The sequence below is a fragment of the Bibersteinia trehalosi USDA-ARS-USMARC-188 genome (assembly GCF_000521725.1).
Classification (GTDB): domain Bacteria; phylum Pseudomonadota; class Gammaproteobacteria; order Enterobacterales; family Pasteurellaceae; genus Bibersteinia; species Bibersteinia trehalosi.
Genome location: NZ_CP006954.1, coordinates 1,022,937 through 1,041,221 on the forward strand (window position 1 = coordinate 1,022,937; position 18,285 = coordinate 1,041,221).

General features: G+C 40.3%; 15 protein-coding genes. 11 read left to right on the top strand and 4 right to left on the bottom strand.

Annotated features, from left to right (window positions below; genetic code table 11):
• Positions 1–75: 75 nt before the first annotated feature.
• From udk to clpB, 3 genes are all read left to right on the top strand, one after another.
• Positions 76–726: a uridine kinase gene (gene udk / locus F542_RS04850; RefSeq protein ID WP_015432634.1), complete on the top strand. Its 651-nt coding sequence runs from the start codon at positions 76–78 to the stop codon at positions 724–726.
• Positions 727–734: 8 nt separating this feature from the next.
• The gene (gene dcd, locus F542_RS04855; RefSeq protein WP_015432633.1) at positions 735–1,319 is read left to right on the top strand and encodes a dCTP deaminase; all 585 of its coding nucleotides are present in this window, start codon (positions 735–737) and stop codon (positions 1,317–1,319) included.
• A 405-nt stretch (positions 1,320–1,724) separates the two neighbouring features.
• On the top strand, positions 1,725–4,292 hold the full coding sequence (clpB, locus tag F542_RS04860; RefSeq protein ID WP_025267012.1) for an ATP-dependent chaperone ClpB: 2,568 nt from the start codon (positions 1,725–1,727) through the stop codon (positions 4,290–4,292).
• A 102-nt stretch (positions 4,293–4,394) separates the two neighbouring features.
• Here clpB and F542_RS04865 read toward each other — a convergent pair whose 3' ends face one another.
• Together F542_RS04865 and rdgC are read right to left on the bottom strand one after the other, a co-directional pair.
• A complete protein-coding gene (locus F542_RS04865) occupies positions 4,395–5,633 on the bottom strand; it encodes a multifunctional CCA addition/repair protein (protein WP_015432630.1) in 1,239 nt (412 codons plus the stop codon).
• Positions 5,634–6,536, bottom strand: a complete 903-nt coding sequence (rdgC, locus tag F542_RS04870; protein ID WP_015432629.1) for a recombination-associated protein RdgC — start codon at positions 6,534–6,536, stop codon at positions 5,634–5,636.
• Between the two features lie 75 nt (positions 6,537–6,611).
• Here rdgC and proC point away from each other — a divergent pair, with 75 nt between their 5' ends.
• The 6 genes from proC (at position 6,612) to F542_RS04900 (ending at position 13,138) form a co-directional block, all read left to right on the top strand.
• A complete protein-coding gene (gene proC, locus F542_RS04875) occupies positions 6,612–7,430 on the top strand; it encodes a pyrroline-5-carboxylate reductase (RefSeq protein WP_015432628.1) in 819 nt (272 codons plus the stop codon).
• A complete protein-coding gene (locus tag F542_RS04880) occupies positions 7,427–8,599 on the top strand; it encodes a 3-phenylpropionate MFS transporter (RefSeq protein WP_015432627.1) in 1,173 nt (390 codons plus the stop codon). The genes proC and F542_RS04880 overlap by 4 nt, the downstream gene beginning before the upstream one ends.
• Positions 8,600–8,688: 89 nt before the next feature.
• Entirely contained in the window at positions 8,689–9,228 is a 540-nt protein-coding gene (gene apt / locus F542_RS04885) for an adenine phosphoribosyltransferase (protein WP_025267013.1), read from the top strand.
• A 143-nt stretch (positions 9,229–9,371) separates the two neighbouring features.
• On the top strand, positions 9,372–11,411 hold the full coding sequence (dnaX, locus tag F542_RS04890) for a DNA polymerase III subunit gamma/tau (RefSeq protein WP_015432625.1): 2,040 nt from the start codon (positions 9,372–9,374) through the stop codon (positions 11,409–11,411).
• Between the two features lie 56 nt (positions 11,412–11,467).
• Complete coding sequence (locus F542_RS04895; RefSeq protein ID WP_015432624.1) at positions 11,468–12,370, top strand: ABC transporter ATP-binding protein; 903 nt, start codon at positions 11,468–11,470, stop codon at positions 12,368–12,370.
• A gap of 3 nt (positions 12,371–12,373) precedes the next feature.
• The gene (locus tag F542_RS04900; protein WP_015432623.1) at positions 12,374–13,138 is read left to right on the top strand and encodes an ABC transporter permease; all 765 of its coding nucleotides are present in this window, start codon (positions 12,374–12,376) and stop codon (positions 13,136–13,138) included.
• Positions 13,139–13,205: 67 nt separating this feature from the next.
• Here F542_RS04900 and cpdB read toward each other — a convergent pair whose 3' ends face one another.
• Together cpdB and F542_RS04910 are read right to left on the bottom strand one after the other, a co-directional pair.
• On the bottom strand, positions 13,206–15,179 hold the full coding sequence (gene cpdB, locus F542_RS04905; protein WP_015432622.1) for a 2',3'-cyclic-nucleotide 2'-phosphodiesterase: 1,974 nt from the start codon (positions 15,177–15,179) through the stop codon (positions 13,206–13,208).
• A 65-nt stretch (positions 15,180–15,244) separates the two neighbouring features.
• Positions 15,245–15,754, bottom strand: a complete 510-nt coding sequence (locus F542_RS04910) for a peptidylprolyl isomerase (protein WP_015432621.1) — start codon at positions 15,752–15,754, stop codon at positions 15,245–15,247.
• Positions 15,755–15,900: 146 nt separating this feature from the next.
• Here F542_RS04910 and cysS point away from each other — a divergent pair, with 146 nt between their 5' ends.
• Entirely contained in the window at positions 15,901–17,286 is a 1,386-nt protein-coding gene (gene cysS / locus F542_RS04915) for a cysteine--tRNA ligase (RefSeq protein ID WP_015432620.1), read from the top strand.
• Between the two features lie 10 nt (positions 17,287–17,296).
• Entirely contained in the window at positions 17,297–18,211 is a 915-nt protein-coding gene (locus F542_RS04920; protein WP_144084229.1) for a DUF5672 family protein, read from the top strand.
• The last annotated feature ends 74 nt before the right edge of the window (positions 18,212–18,285 follow it).

Genomic DNA, 18,285 nt, shown 5'->3' on the forward strand with positions numbered 1-18,285 from the left:
CCGAGAACGTTAAAAGGATGAAAAATTTGAGTATTTTACGTTATAATATAGCATTCTAGTCAGCTTGGGGTAAATATGTCTAATCCAACAGAAAAATCCTGCATTGTTATTGCGATTGCAGGTGCATCCGCATCCGGTAAGAGTTTAATTGCATCGACAATCTATAAGGAATTAAAAGCAGAATTAGGTCAGGAAGATATAGGGATTATTTCTGAGGATGCTTATTATAAAGATCAATCCCACATGGTGATGGAAGAACGGATAAAAACCAATTACGATCACCCTAATTCTATGGATCACGCATTATTAGTCCAACATTTAAAGCAGTTAAAGCAGGGGCAGTCGGTTGAGATTCCAGAATATGATTACGCTGAGCATAATCGCAAAGCAACAGTCACTTACTTTTCTCCGAAAAAAGTGATTATTCTGGAAGGGATTTTGTTGCTTACAGATGAACATATTCGTAATGAAATTGATATGTCTATTTTTGTTGATGCGCCATTAGATATCTGTTTTATTCGTCGTTTACAACGGGATATGGAAGAGCGTGGACGTACATTAGAATCAGTGCTTAATCAGTATCGAACTACCGTTCGCCCAATGTTTTTACAGTTTGTGCAGCCTTCGAAACAGTACGCGGATATTGTGGTGCCACGAGGTGGTAAAAATCGTGTAGCCATTAATATTCTTAAAGCACAAATTAAAGAGTTACTTGGTAAAAAATAGGAATAGTTATGCGTTTATGTGATAGCGATATTGAGCGTTACTTAGATAAAGGCATTATCAGCTTAACGCCTCGTCCTTCAAATGAAAAAATTAATGGCGCAACTATTGATGTGCGTTTAGGCAACTCTTTTAGAGTGTTTCGCGAGCACTCAACGCCATATATTGATTTAAGTGGTCCTAGAGAAGAAATGTCTGCACAGCTTGAGCGCGTGATGAGTGAAGAAATTATTATCGCAGAAGGTGACGCGTTTTTCTTACACCCAGGGGAACTTGCTTTAGCTACTACTTTAGAAAGTGTTAAATTACCTGCCAACATTGTAGGCTGGTTAGATGGGCGTTCTTCTTTAGCCCGTCTTGGCTTAATGGTGCATGTTACGGCACACCGCATTGATCCCGGTTGGGAAGGCAAAATTGTACTGGAATTTTTTAATGCAGGTAAGTTACCTTTGGCATTACGGCCTAATATGGCGATTGGTGCATTAAGTTTTGAAATTTTAAGTGGCTATGCTGAACGTCCATATAATGCTCGTAAAGACGCAAAATATAAAAATCAGCAGAATGCGGTTTCGAGTCGGATTGATCATGACTCATAGGGATACGTTCTCTAAACTTATGCCGAGTTTAGAGCTCGGCGTGTGAAACTGTTTTCTGAAGCAGAGATGCTAGTTTTCGTATTTTAGAGATTCTTATTTTCTACTTGCCTCTAAGGGCTTTCTATAAATCATCTATTCAAAGGATAATTGGCATAAAGTTGCCAATTATCGATTCATTTTCACTTCTTTTTGTTTATTTTTAAGCTTAATTTTTTGCTGATAATCTATTAGCTCAACTTGTTAGATTTGCATTGGAAATATTAGCGATCTGAACCCTCAATGGGTCGAGGTTTTTAGGCTGTAAAGAAATTTTTACAAAAAATGCTTGAAATTTCCTCTCTAAACTCCATTTATGTTCTCGTTGAAATTCAGCATAAGGCTGAATAACGATTTTAGGAGTAAATGATGAACATTGATAAATTCACTTCCAAATTTCAAGAAGCCATTGCTAGCGCCCAATCTTTGGCAGTAGGGCGTGATCACAATTACATCGAGCCAGTGCATTTGATGCAAAGTTTACTTTTGCAAAATGATGGTTCAATTTCACCGCTTGTTACCACACTTGGTGTATCGCCTGCGCAATTACAAAATGAGTTGGAAAACCTTATCAACCGTTTACCGAAAGTACAAGGGGCAACCACGCAGCCCTCTCAAGCCTTAATTCGTCTATTAAATCAATGCGATAAACTGGCACAACAGATGGGCGATAGTTTTATTTCCTCTGAATTGTTTGTACTTGCGGCATTGGACGATAGTGGCGATTTAGGCAAATTATTGAAAAATTTAGGGCTAAGTAAAGCCAACGTTGAACAAGCGATTAACCAAATTCGGGGAGGAGAAAAAGTGAATAGCCAAAATGCAGAAGAGACTCGTCAAGCGTTAAGTAAATATACGATTGATTTAACCGAACGAGCAAGAAATGGCAAATTAGATCCTGTTATTGGTCGTGATGAAGAGATTCGCCGTACCATTCAAGTGTTACAACGCCGTACCAAAAACAATCCCGTGTTAATTGGTGAACCGGGTGTGGGGAAAACGGCGATTGTGGAAGGTTTGGCACAACGCATTGTGAATGGTGAAGTGCCGGAAGGGTTGAAACATAAAAAAGTGCTTTCTTTGGATATGGGGGCATTGATTGCTGGGGCGAAATATCGTGGCGAGTTTGAAGAGCGTTTGAAAGCGGTATTGAATGAAATCAGCAAAGAAGAAGGCTCAATCATTCTGTTTATTGATGAAATTCACACAATGGTGGGGGCAGGTAAAACCGATGGAGCGATGGACGCAGGTAACTTGCTCAAACCAAGCCTTGCGCGTGGCGAATTACACTGTGTGGGGGCAACTACGTTAGATGAATATCGCCAATATATTGAAAAAGATGCGGCATTAGAACGCCGTTTCCAAAAAGTGTTGGTGGATGAGCCGAGTGTGGAAGATACTATTGCGATTTTGCGTGGTTTGAAAGAGCGTTATGAAATCCATCACCACGTACAAATTACCGACCCTGCTATCGTAGCAGCGGCAACCCTTTCACACCGCTATATTTCAGACCGCCAGTTGCCGGATAAAGCGATTGATTTAATTGATGAAGCGGCAAGTAGTTTACGTATGGAAATTGATTCTAAACCAGAACCGCTAGACAGATTAGATCGCCGTATTATTCAGCTTAAATTAGAGCAACAAGCACTGCAAAAAGAAGATGATGAGGCAAGCCGTCAGCGTTTAGAGAAACTTAATACCGAGCTTGCCGAAAAAGAGCGTGAATACGCGGAATTAGAAGAGGTTTGGAAAGCAGAGAAATCCGCAGTGCACGGCACGCAGCATATCAAAGAAGAGCTGGAAAATGCGCGTATTAAAATGGAGCAAGCACGCCGTGAAGGCGATTTGGCAAAAATGTCGGAATTGCAATACGGTGTGATTCCAAACTTGGAAAAACAGCTGCAAGCGGTAGAAAATGGCGAAAAAAATGCAGAAAACCAACTGCTACGCACCAAAGTAACCGATGAAGAAATTGCCGAAGTGCTTTCTCGTGCAACGGGTATTCCTGTTGCCAAAATGATGGAAGGCGAAAAAGAGAAATTGCTACAAATGGAAACGGTGTTACACGCACGTGTCATTGGGCAAAATGAAGCGGTAGATGCGGTGGCAAATGCCATTCGCCGTAGCCGAGCAGGGCTTTCAGATCCAAATCGCCCGATTGGTTCATTCCTCTTTTTAGGGCCGACTGGTGTGGGGAAAACCGAGCTTTCTAAAACGCTCGCCAATTTCTTGTTTGATAGTGAAGATGCGATGGTTCGCATTGATATGTCGGAATTTATGGAAAAACACAGCGTTTCTCGCTTGGTAGGTGCGCCTCCGGGTTATGTGGGCTATGAAGAAGGGGGCTATCTCACCGAAGCGGTTCGCCGCCGTCCATATTCGGTGATTCTGCTTGATGAAGTGGAAAAAGCTCACCCTGATGTGTTCAACATTCTGTTACAAGTGCTTGATGATGGGCGTTTAACCGATGGGCAGGGTAGAACGGTGGATTTCCGCAACACGGTGGTGATTATGACCTCTAACTTAGGCTCACATCTTATTCAAGAAAACGCCCATAAAGGCTATGATGCGGTGAAAGAGATGGTGATGGAAGTGGTTGGACAACATTTCCGCCCAGAATTTATCAACCGTATTGATGAAACCGTGATGTTCCACAGTTTAGGCAAAGAGCATATCCGTTCAATCGCGCGTATTCAATTGGCGCGTTTAATTAAACGCTTAGCGGAGCGAGGCTACGAAGTGAGTGTGAGCGATGCAGCACTGGATCATATTGGTGAAGCAGGCTTTGATCCACTCTTTGGCGCAAGACCGCTTAAACGAGCGATTCAGCAAGAACTGGAAAATCCATTGGCAAGCCAAATTCTCAGCGGAAAACTACTGCCGAATAAAGCGGTGGTGATTGACGTAGAAAATGGCGAGATTGTGGCGAAGCAGTAACGAGTATCTGGCATGAAACAAAGCCGAGTAAGGTTGCTTACTCGGCTTTTGCATATTTTCTTAGTAAATCAACCGCTTGTTAGTGGTTGTGAAGCATACAAATTATTCATTCTCTGCTTTAGTTTGCCTAATGGCTAACATTCGGCGACGATCTAATTCTTGTCGGATAGCCTGTTTTTCAAAACCATCTTGAATGACCTGTTGTACATCAACTTGCATTGCAGCATGATAATAGGATTTGGCTCGCTCAGCTTGTGGGTATGGACGATCTTCAAAACCTAAACGCCCTTTACTATCAGCCTCACAAACTAAGAGGTAGTCAAAAAAACGTTCGGGTTTACGCCATACATCCAATTTATTGAACAGTTTAATCACCGTTTCAGGTCGAAGCTCTGTCATTTTGTGGCAGTGGGAGTGAAATTCTGTGACCAATAGAGCAAATTCTTTGCAATGATTCGGAATTTTTAGGCGATTGGCAAGGTTCACTGTGGGGGTGATGCCATTCACCTCATGCCCATAATGGTGAGGCAGATTATCCTTAGGACTAAGTGCTTTACCGAGATCGTGGCAGAGGGCTGCAAATAAAACACTTTCAGAATCTGTCGCTTTAGCAGAGAGCTTTTTTGCTTGAGCTAGAACCATTAATGTATGTAAGCCACTGTCAATTTCAGGATGGTGTTTTTCTGGCTGTGGTACACCAAATAATGCATCGATCTCGGGGAATAATACTTTTAATGCGCCAACTAAGCGTAAAATATGGAAATAAACTTGCGGATTATCACAATTAAAGGCTTTTTGTGTTTCTAGCCAAACTCGTTCCGGTGTGAGATTTTCTAATTCGCCAGATGCGCTGATTTGCCGCATAAGCTTGAGTGTCTCTGGTGCAATCTTAAACCCAAAGGTATGTAGCCGAGCAGCAAAACGCGCGACACGTAGAACCCGTAGTGGGTCTTCACTAAATGCGGCAGAGACGTGGCGTAATATACGCTGTTTTAAATCTGCGACGCCCTGATATGGATCATAGAGTGTACCATGTTCATCTTGAGCAATAGCATTGATGGTTAGATCACGGCGTAGTAAATCCTGCTCTAAAGTAATCTCAGGAGAAAAATCACAAATGAAGCCATTATAGCCTTTGCCATTCTTTCGCTCAGTGCGAGCGAGAGCATATTCTTCTTTTGTTTTAGGGTGTAGAAAAACAGGGAAGTCATTGCCGACTTGCTGATAGCCGAGAGCAAGCAGTTCGGTAGGGGTTGCGCCTACTACCAGCCAATCACGATCTTTAATTGGTAAACCAAGCAGTTGGTCTCGTACCGCCCCGCCGACAAGGTAGATTTGCATTTACTGTTTCACTCCACCAAATTCGTTACTTAATTTTGCGCTAAATAGGCGTAACTCTTCTGTCATTAACAAGAAATCAGCATCAAAGCGTTGAGCTTTGTCCTCTTTGAGAATGTCATCATTTTTCTCCCGCACTTCGTCGGCAAATTTAAGGCGAGTAAGGGTCGCATCTTCATTGAGCACGCAGGAAAAATGGGTTTCCCAATCAATAGCCAGTTTAGTGATAAATTTACCCGCTTGTAAATGGTTGGCGATCTCCTCGCTTTCTAAATCTTGTCGTTTACAGCGGATAATACTGTCATTCTCGAAATCTTTTAATTCCGCTTCTTCAAGTAGGGTGAGCCAACTAGGTGTATGGCCTTTGGCGACCCAATTTGTCATCACTTCGCTTGGGCTTAATACAAATGACAACGGCACTACAGGTAATGAACCGAGTGATTTGCGCAGTAGAGCTAAAGTAGCTTCTGCACGTTTAGCTGAGCCCGCATCGACATAAATAAGCTGGTTGTCCAAATCAAGCCAAATTGCGGTTGATTGATGTTTACTAAAAGCGCGCGGCAGTAGGGTAGCTATCACATCATCTTTAATTGCCTGTTTTTCCGTTTTCTTTAATTTACGTTGTTCTTTTTCTTCTAACACGGCAATGCGCTCTTCACAGGTTTTTTTTATCACATTAGCCGGCAATATTTTTTCTTCTTTATGTGAAATAAGTAGAAATTGGTTGCCTTGCGAAAAATGCAGCATTTCACTGCCTACAAGCGGTGCAAACCAACCAAATTTTTGCAAATCGTGTTGCGAGCAAGGGCTAAATTTTTGCGGTACAAGTTGAGCTTCTAATTCGCTATGATTTAAATTTAACGCGCTGGTTAAGCGATAGATCATAATATTTTTGAACCAGAACATTTGGGTAATCCTTAAGTGTGGCGTAGAATAACGACTATTCTACCGTAAAACCCATTTCACCAAAAGGAACAGACTATGCTGAGTAAAAAAATCGCCTTTATCGGGGCTGGTAATATGGCGTTTGCGATCATTAAAGGGCTTATTCGCAGTGGCTATCCTGCAGACTTGATCGCGGCTTGTAATAAGAGTAATCAGGCGAGATTGGCTGAATTACAGCAACTGGGGGTGCAGATCGCTTTTTCGAATTGTCAAGCCGTCAAATGGGCAGATTGTGTGGTTTTAGCCATAAAGCCGCAGGTGATGGCGGAGGTCTGTGAAGAATTAGCTAAGATTGATTTTACTGAAAAATGGCTCTTGTCAATTGCAGCTGGCATTTCGGTAGCACGCTTAACCCAATTGTTACCAACAGCAAACCAGATTATTCGTGCAATGCCAAATACGCCAGCGTTAGTTGGCGAAGGGATGACGGGGCTTTTTGCAGAAAAAACGGTTAATTCAAGCGCTTGCCAGTTTGTTGAAAGCCTGCTGAATGCTGTGGGGAAATGTTATTGGGTGACACAAGAGAGCCAAATTAACCAAATCATTGCCATTACAGGATCGAGCCCTGCCTATTTTTTTCGTTTTATGGAAGCGATGCAAAAATCTGCCGTGGCGATGGGGTTTAGCCAGCAAGATGCGAGAGAATTGATTCAATCGGTTGCATTAGGCGCCGCAAAGATGGTGCAAGAAAATCCTGAGCTACCATTATCTCAGTTACGGGAAAATGTAACCTCAAAAGGCGGAACAACAGCACAAGCTCTAGCCGTATTTGAACAGTATCAGTTAGATAAGCTTGTGGAGGAAGCAATGAATGCCGCAATTTTGCGTGCAGAGGAAATGGAAAAATCGCTATGAAATTAACACCTTTTCAGTGGTCATCATTTAACTTTTTTGGCTTTTATGCGGCATTTGGTGTACTCGTGCCATTTTTGCCGGTTTGGTTAAATCATCATCAATATAATGTGGATACCATAGGAACCTTGATCGCGCTGGGGTATCTCTTTCGTTTAGTTGGTGCGATGTTTTTTTCTAAAAAAATTAAAGAACCTAATCAGCTTTTACCGTTGAGCCGTTTTTTAACATGGGGTGCTGTGGTGCTTGTGATAGGAATGGCATGGGGTGTTTCATCTATTTGGTTTTTTGTCCCTCTGCTCGCGTTCTTCCATATTGTAAACGGAGGTGCTATGCCAATTGCAGATACGATTGCAGCAAATTGGCAACAGCAAAATATGTTGGATTATGGTAAAAGTCGATTATTTGGTTCACTTGCATTTGTGGTAAGCTCGGTTTCAACGGGCTTTTTGCTGGAATGGACGGGGCAGGATGCGATTATCACCATTTTAGCATTGTGGCTGATTTTACTTGGGATTGGCATCTCTTTTCAGCCAAGTCAAACATTTAAAAGTGTGAGGGAGAATCAGACTCACCAAGAAATTAGTTATCGGCAATTGCTCTCTAATCGTACTACAGTGCGGATGATTATTGCGGTTTCATTAGTACAGGCATCACACGCTGCTTATTATGCCTACAGCACAATGCATTGGACGAGCAATGGCATTTCTACCCAACAGGCGAGTTTGCTTTGGGGGCTCTCAGTTTTAGCAGAAGTATTATTTTTCTATTTCTCAAAACGTTTATTTGGCAATATGGGGATTCGTACATTAGTGCTGGTTGCAATTGCTGGTGCAATGATTCGTTGGGGGCTATTAGCAAGTACAGTTGAGTTTTCTTGCTTAGTTTTAGTTCAATTATTGCATACGGCGACATTTGGGATTTCACACTATGCGATGATCCGTTACATCGCTACTCAACCGATGGCTCATTCAGCAAAATTGCAAGCGCTCTATTTTAGTGTAGCAAACTGTGGGGCAATGGCCGCATTGACCTTTATTGCGGGTAAACTTTATCTGGTTTCACCACAGGTAAGTTTTGGATTAATGGCAGCCACTGTTATTCCCGCATTATTTATTCTGCCCAAAAAGTTTATTGTGAAAATGCAGACAACAAGCGGTGAAAAACCATAAATTTTTTGCAAAACAGCGATTTTTACTTGTAATTTTTGGGAATTTTGCTAAATTCTTTCGGTTTTTTACTAATAAAAATAGGTCAATTTATGAGCCAATTAGATTTGATTAAATCTTCAATTAAATCCATTCCTGATTATCCGCAAGCAGGAATTATTTTCCGTGATATTACTTCATTATTAGAAGTTCCGGCGGCTTTCCAAGCATCTATTGATGCGATTGTGGCTGAATTTAAAGATAAAGGCATTACCAAAATCGTGGGTACAGAATCTCGCGGCTTTATTTTTGGGGCACCTGTTGCGCTTGCCTTGGGATTACCCTTTGAATTAGTGCGTAAGCCAAGAAAATTACCCCGTGAAACGATTGCACAGTCTTATGAATTAGAATACGGTCAAGATACCTTAGAAATGCACATTGATGCGGTTCAAGCAGGTGATAAAGTATTGGTTATTGATGATCTACTTGCCACTGGCGGCACAGTAGAAGCGACAGTAAATTTAATTCGCCGTTTGGGCGGTACAGTAGAAGATGCTGCTTTTGTAATTGAACTGCCTGAGTTAGGTGGTGCAGCACGTTTAGAAAAACAGGGTGTGAAATCATTCAGTTTAGTGACATTTGAAGGACACTAAGTGAATTGAGGATTGGGTAAGAATTGAAAGTGGGCACTTAAGAACATTTTCAATTCTTTTTTATCGTAGAACGTTGTTTATTTCGATTTTTCAATTCTCCGCCAGTAACTATCAATTCTTCATTATCAATTTTATTTATCATTATGTCTTATCAGGTTCTTGCCCGTAAATGGCGACCACAGCGTTTTAGTCAAGTAGTTGGTCAGCAACATGTTTTATCAGCCCTTGAAAATAGTTTGCGAGAAAACCGTTTACATCATGCTTATCTTTTTTCAGGCACCCGTGGTGTGGGCAAAACCTCAATTGCTCGTTTATTTGCCAAAGGACTAAATTGCGAACAAGGGATTAGTGCCGATCCTTGTGGTGAATGTGCCAATTGCAAAGCGATTGAAGAAGGACGTTTCATTGATTTAATTGAAATTGATGCTGCCTCTCGTACTAAAGTGGAAGATACGCGAGAGCTATTAGATAATGTGCAATATAAGCCAACTGTTGGGCGTTTTAAGGTTTACCTGATCGATGAAGTGCATATGCTATCTCGTAGTAGTTTTAATGCTCTACTGAAAACCTTAGAAGAACCGCCAGAGTACGTCAAATTTTTATTAGCAACCACTGATCCGCAAAAACTACCGATCACAATTCTTTCTCGTTGTATGCAGTTTCATCTGCGTGCTTTAGACCAAAGTCAGATTCGTAAACATCTGGAATTTGTGCTAGGTGAAGAGCAAATTCCTTTTGAATTTCCAGCGTTAGAGCGTTTAGCGAAAGCGGCACAGGGTAGTATTCGAGATAGTTTGAGTTTAACTGATCAGGCTATAGCGCTAAGCAATGCGAATATTACCTTAGCGATTGTTAGCCAAATGCTAGGGTTGCTTGACGAAAATCAGCCATTAGAATTAGTGCAAGCACTTGCTCTTGCGGATGGTGAGAAAACAATGCAAATTGTGCAAGATGTAGCGGAAAGGGGAGTTGATTGGCAGCAATTACTTAGTGATGTTGCTGAAACATTACACCAAATTGCGATGTTGCAGCTACTGCCAAATAAAGATGGAGAGGAAACACCACTGCATTTTCTTGCTCGTAGCATATCACCTGAAGATGTACAATTTTTCTATCAAGTGATGCTAAGCGGCAAAAAAGAGTTGCCATATGCACCTGAACCTCGCCGTGGCATTGAAATGACAATGTTACGAGCCTTAGCATTTCATCCTAAAAATGCGGATAAAAGTCCGATTGTTGCTACTGGCACAGTGCCAGTCACTTCAGCAGCAGTAAATAGTGGGCAGCAAATCGCACAGTTACGTGATAAGTTAGTGGCTCAGCAAGCTAGTGTGACTTCGCAAGCGGTACAAAATGACCGAAATTCTGCAAATAGTGCTTCCAATATGAGTTCTACGCCTACTGTGCAGACAGCAGTAAGTGGTGGTGTCAGCGCTGCTATGCAAGCATTGCAAGCGAGCCGCCAGCTTAAAGCACAGCAACAGGAAAGTGAAAAAAAAAAGTCTGAGCAAGCGGTAAAAATATCCACACCTAATTTAGTCAAAGCAAGTTCTGCTAAGCAAGCAATGAAAAATGTGGAACAAAGCTTTGCTAAGCTGCTTTCTAGCCAAGATAAAAAACGTCAAATCGATCTTCCCCGAGCCCCAACTCAAGAACAAGTAACCAGCGATGAAGAATATCGTTGGCAATGGTTAAATCCTGAATTGGAAAACCAGCAGGAAACAGCAAATCCTTCGGAAATTAAACAAGCGATTTTGCAAGAACGTACACCAGAATTAGTCAAAAAAACCATTGAACTCTCTTGCCAACAAGATGCATGGGCAAAATTGGCTAATGAACTGAATTTAGGTGGTTTTTCTCGTCAGCTTGCTTTAAATAGTTACATGGCAGAAAAACGAGATGATTACATTAAATTAGTGTTAAAGCCTGCAATGTCTCGCTTGAATAATGATGAATCGCGTAAAAATCTGGCTGATGCTCTCAAAGCGAAAGGGTTGGATTTAGAACTGATTATTGGCGAAGATGACCGGTATAAAACACCTTTAGAAATTCGGCGTGCTATTTTTGAGGAGCTAACTCAAGCTGCTAGAGTGTCACTTTTTGCTGATGATAAATTAAAGCTGTTACAACAGGCTTTTGAAGCAGAAATTGATGAATCGACAATCCGTGCTGTGGCAGAATGAACCTGCTCTATTGATATAAAAAAGAACAATGAATTTTATTTTTAATACCTTATAAGATGAAAGCACTTGAAATTACTAATCTAATTAAACAATACCCTACTGGTGTACAAGCGGTTAAAGGGATCAATCTCACCGTAGAGCAAGGTGATTTCTATGCCTTGCTTGGGCATAATGGCGCGGGGAAATCAACTACTATTGGGATTATTAGTTCACTTGTGAATAAGACCTCTGGTAGCGTGAAAGTCTTTGGCTTTGATTTGGATAGACAAAAAATCCAGCTTAAACAGCAGATTGGCTTAGTGCCTCAGGAGTTCAACTTCAATCAGTTTGAGAAAGTGATTGATGTATTACTCAATCAAGCTGGATTTTATGGTGTATCTAGAAAAGCGGCTTTAGAACGCGCGGAATATTGGCTGAAAAAACTCGAATTATGGGAAAAACGAGAGCACTTTACTCGCGAGCTCTCAGGGGGGATGAAACGTCGAGTGATGATTGCCCGTGCTTTAATGCATAACCCTAAATTACTGATTTTAGATGAGCCTACCGCGGGGGTAGATATTGAATTACGTCGCAGTATGTGGGATTTTCTGCGCGAGTTAAATCAAAATGGTACGACTATTATTCTTACTACGCACTATTTGGAAGAGGCTGAGACACTTTGCCGTCATATTGGGATTATTCAACAGGGGGAGCTTATTGAAAATACGACAATGAAAGCGTTATTGGCGAAGTTAGAAACGGAAACTTTTTTGCTAGATTTGAGTAAAAATCGACCGCTTGTTATTGATGATTATCCTTTTAAATGGCTTGATGACGATACTATTGAAGTAGAAGTGAAACGGCAACAAGGCTTAAATAAACTGTTCCAACAACTTAGTGAACAAGGTGTTGAAGTGTTAAGTATGCGAAATAAATCTAACCGCTTAGAAGAGTTATTTTTAAAGATGGCGGAGAAATAATCTATGCAAAACCTAATTGGATTTTATACCCTTGCGACTAAGGAAACGAAACGCGTATTACGAATTTGGCGCCAAACATTAGTTCCTCCTATCATTACAACAACCCTCTATTTTTTGATTTTTGGAACCTTGATCGGGCATCGTATTGGTCAAATGAATGGCGTGAGCTATATGCAATTTATTGCACCTGGTTTGATTATGATGTCAGCAATTACGGCTTCTTATACCAACACCGCTTCTTCGTTTTTCCTCAGTAAATTTGTGCGTAATATAGAAGAATTATTAGTATCCCCCCTTTCTAGTCATACGATTATCTGGGGATATGTAACAGGGAGTATTGTGCGAGGAGGCTTAGTCGGCATGCTTGTGATGGTGGTAGCGTTATGCTTTGTTCGCTATGAGATCCATTCGTGGCTAGTGATTATCCTAACCATGTTCCTCACTACCACCGCATTTGCTTTAGGTGGCTTGATCAATGCTGTTTTTGCACGCACCTTTGACGATATTGGTATTATCCCTACATTTGTGCTAACACCTTTAACTTATTTGGGAGGTGTGTTCTATTCGCTTTCATTATTACCTGAATTTTGGCAGATGGTGTCTAAATTCAACCCGATAATGTATATGATTAGTGGCTTCCGCTACGGCTTTTTAGGCATCAGTGATACCCCTTTATTTGCAACCTTTGGTGTGTTGGGACTCTTGGTTATTGGGTTATATTCTTGGGCGTACTATTTAGTTGAAAAAGGCATTGGACTACGAACTTAGTCAATCTTGAGCAATTAGGCATAAAAATGGCGGGCTCTCCCGCCATTTTCAATTTAGACAATTGACATTATTTGCTTAAATCGACTTTATATACAGCAAAGCCAACTTCATCGGTAGCAACTTGAGTCATTGGGTATTGTGCTTTTTCTTTGATAAATTCAGCCGCTTTGTCACTCGGAGAAGTTTCAAAGCGAACATCTAATTTATCATTACCTGTAATTGGAGCAATACGCCAGTTACGATCTGCTGTTGGTACAACGTGCCCATGTGCTTTACTTTCATCACGGATATAATCTGCAAGGATTTGGCGGTTTTCATCTGGTGAAGCGTAAACAATATGTTTATCACCTGTACCAGGGAATTTATCACCATAAGCACGATAGTTATTTGTAGCAATCAAAAATTCTGCTTTCTCATCAACTGGTTTGCCTTGATAGGTTAAGCTTACTACACGGTGAGAATTTGGGTTGATTAGTTTACATTCACCATCATAACGTGCAGGTTGAGTAATATCATATTGATACTCAACACCATCAATGACATCAAAGTTATAAGTACGGAAGCCTTCCCAATCAAGGAGTGATTGTGGTTCAGTACTTTTCGGATCGATTTGTTTAAACATACCTGCACTGCATTCCAACCACTCTTTTAATTGTTCCCCAGTGACTTTTACAACAACTAATGTATTTGGATAAAGATAAAGATCCGCTGCATTACGGAAAGTTAAATCACCTTTATCAACCTCTGTATAGCCTGTTGGATCATTTTTACGACCGCCCGCTTTAAATGGCGCACCTGCACTTAAAATTGGTAGACCTGCAAGATCTGGTAATGCTTTTACAGCATTTTCTACATAAGCTTTTTGTGCAGCATTGACAATTTGAATTGTTGGATCATCTTGTACTAAGGCTAAATAACTAAACATATTGTCTGTTGCTTTACCGATAGGCTGTGCGACATATTTACGTGTTTCTTCATGCGTTTCTTTCAGTAATGTGGCAATTTCAGGGTGATTTTCTGCATTAGCTTTTTTGGCTTCTGCATCATAAATTGGACGTAACTCAGCACGTCCGTCAATGACATCCCATTTGCCATTATTTTCTGCCAGTACTAAATCAATTACACTGATATTATTCGCCCAATAACCAGCCATACTTTCAGGTGTTTTCTTCACTAAGCCTTTTTCAATATTCACATTTGGCGATTTAGCAAACTCTTTATTTGGGAAGAGACGGTGAGAATGTCCGAAAATTACTGCATCAATACCTTCCACATCAGCCAGATAGAACGCTTGGTTCTCACTCATTTCTTTATAAGGTTCATCTGATGGACCAGTATGCGCGAGAGCGACAATGATATCAGCACCTTCTGCTTTTACGATAGGCACATATTTTTGAGCAGTTTTCACGATATCACGGGCTTCAACTTTGCCATCTAAATTCGCTTTATCCCATACCATGACTTGTGGCGGCACAAAACCGATATAACCGATTTTTACACTATGCTGATTACCGTCTTGATCGATGATCTCTTTAGTTTGAATAAAATAAGGTTGGAAGAACGGTTCATCGCTACCCACTTTTACGATATTAGCGTTAATGATCGGAAATTTTGCTTGTTTGATGGCATTATCTAAGTATGGTAAGCCATAGTTAAATTCGTGGTTACCGAGTGTGCCGACGTCATATTGCATCGCATTTAACACTGCAACAGCTGGATCAGGCTTACCCTCTTTTGAACCTTTTGCTGCTTGATAATCAGAAATTGGATTACCTTGAATTAAATCGCCATTATCTACCAAGACGCTATTTTTTACTTGCTCACGAGCTTGTTTAATCAAGCTTGCAGCACGCGTAAAACCGAATTTATCGGTTGGCGCATCTTTATAATAGTCAAAATCGGTTAAAAAACCGTGAATATCGGTGGTACCGATAATACGTAAATCGGCTTTTTTCACTCCATCTGCAAATGCAAATTTATTTGTGCCAAGCACTAACATTGCTGTTGCACTAAGTTGGATAAAACGTCTTCTGTTAAGCATAGCATGCTCCTTGTTAGCTTTATATGAGAAAAAAGGCTGAAATATATTCAGCCTTAGGAAAAAATTTAGTCTATAGTGACATTATTAATAATGACATCTTCATTTGGTACATCCGCATGAAAACCGTGATTACCTGTTTTTACACCTTTAATTTTGTCTACGACATCCATGCCTTCAACAACTTTACCAAATACCGCATAGCCCCATTCCTGCACAATCTCTTTACCATACATTTCTTTTGAACGGTAATCGAGGAATGTATTATCTGCGACATTGATAAAAAATTGTGAAGAGGCAGAGTGAGGCTCCATTGTCCGAGCCATAGCAAGTGTTCCACGTAAGTTGCTTAAACGGTTATTTGCTTCATTTTGAATAGGCGCTTTGGTTGGTTTTTCTTTCATACCTGGTTCCATTCCACCACCTTGAATCATAAAACCATCAATGACGCGATGGAAAATTGTGCCGTTATAAAAACCTTCTTTACAATAATCCTCAAAGTTTTTTGCCGTAATAGGTGCTTTGTCAAAATCTAATTCGATTTTAATATCGCCATAATTGGTATGTAATGTAATCATTTTATTGTCCTTTATATCCAGATAGGAAAGTTAGGCGCATATTATTAAAAAGTTTTGCTGAAATTGCAAAATTTTCTCAAAAATAAACCGCTTGTCGGCTATACTTAATATGTGTATTTGAATGAAGAGTTAATAAGGTTTCTATTATGTTAAAAATTTATAATTCTTTAAAAAGAGAAAAAGAAGTATTTAAACCGATTAATCCCAATCAAGTGGGAATGTATGTTTGTGGTGTGACAGTTTACGATCTTTGCCATTTTGGACATGGTAGAACTTTTGTCTCTTTTGATGTCATTGCGCGCTATTTGCGATATAGCGGTTATAACTTGCGCTATGTGCGAAATATTACCGATGTGGACGATAAAATTATTAAACGTGCCGCAGAAAATAATGAAACCTGCGATCAGCTTGTAGCACGAATGATCGCAGAAATGCATAAAGATTTTGATGCATTAAATATTCTTCGCCCTGATGTTGAGCCTCGAGCTACCCAACATATAGCTGAAATTATTGCAATGGTGCAACGCTTGATTGATAACGGTAACGCTTATGTGGCGGATGATGGTGATGTTATGTTTAGTGTGCCATCTTTTCCTAAATATGGTGCACTATCCCGACAAGATTTGGATCAATTGCAAGCAGGAGCAAGGGTTGAGATTAAATCAGTAAAACGCAATCCGATGGATTTTGTGTTGTGGAAAATGTCTAAACCGAACGAGCCAAGCTGGGATAGTCCGTGGGGCAAAGGTCGCCCTGGTTGGCATATTGAATGTTCAGCAATGAACAGCAAAGAACTTGGCAATCATTTTGATATTCACGGTGGTGGCTCGGATTTAATGTTCCCACACCATGAAAATGAAATCGCACAATCATGCTGTGCGAATCATGGCGATTATGTTAATTATTGGCTACATACCGGTATGCTGACGATTGATGAAGAGAAAATGTCAAAATCGCTCAATAATTTCTTCACTATCCGTGATATTTTGAATAAATATGATAGCGAAAGCGTGCGTTATTTCTTCTTAACGGCACAATACCGTAGCTTATTAGATTACAGTGAAGAGAATATCGGTTTAGCACGTAAAGCATTAGAACGTTTATACACTGCCTTGCGTGGTTGCGAACCCGTGGAACAAGCGGTCGGTTTTGAGCAATATATTGCAAATTTCAAAGATGCAATGGACGATGATTTTAACACCCCAGGCGCATTAGCGGTGTTATTTGAAATGGCTCGAGAACTGAATAAATTGAAAACTGAGAATCCATTGCACGCCAATCAACTTGCTGCTCGCTTAAAAGAATTAGCTGGAGTATTAGGCTTGTTGGAGCAAGATCCTGAAACCTTCTTACAAGGTGGCTCAAACAGCAACGATGATGAAATAGCGGAAATAGAAGCTTTAATTAAACAGCGTAATGATGCTCGAGCGACAAAAAATTGGGCGGTAGCGGATGAAGCACGTAATAAACTCACTGCAATGGGAATAGTGCTAGAAGATGGTGCAAATGGCACAACGTGGCGTAGAGCATAAAGGAGCAAATATGTTGAATAGCATTACGATTGTAGCGGTTACTGGTATGCAAGCCTATGCTCAAAACTCTGTGTATGCTATTCAACGTAGCTATTTAGAATTACAAAAGCAACTTCCTGCGAAACGGTTGCGTTGTTTGTTAATTAGCCCAGAAAAGCCAGAACACTTTTTTGATAATATTCAACATATTGCTTGCAAGCCATTTAGCTATTTAGAATATAGTCTGTTTATGGTTTATTCTTTGGCGCAATTTATTGAAACTAGCCATGTGCTTATTGTGCAAGAAGATGGTTGGGTATTAAATGGCAATAATTGGCGTGATGAGTTTTTTCAATATGATTATATTGGTTCCCCTTTAATGATTCTTGTTGATGAAAAAGGGAAAACATATCGTGATGCATTTTGGGAAAAACATAAATTTGATATTCCTGATGGCATGATTGGACACCAAAATGGTGGTTTTTCATTGCGTAGCAAAAAACTCTTGGAAGCCGCGCGGAAATATCAATTAGGCTTTAATGTGCAGCCACCGGAATATATTCAATCTTTACCATTTGAATTTAAATGGACGGAAAGTACTCATCAGCATTATGAAGATGTTTATTTTTTACAACGACATAAGCAATTAAGCGAATTAGGCTTTAAATTTGCGCCCCCTCATTTGGCTGCCTTATTCGGTTTCCAGCATCTTATGCTTCAAGTATTGGAAAAAACGAATGTAATGCGAATTTTGGGCTGCCATTTTTCGTCGTCCTTGAAAATAACAGGGTTAAATCAAGTCACGGTTTTACATCATCAATTTTCTTCAATGGAAGAATTAATCAGAAACGGTCGTATTTTTATTCTTGTTGAACAGGGAATGGAAGTCTATATACCGTCAGAAGTCTCTTTTAATGGGCAAAGCTGTTATCTTAAAAAGAGATGAAATCATACAAGATAGAGAATTAGACTAGGCTTATTTTGCGGATGTGTTGATGAAATAAAAAACCGCTGAAAGTG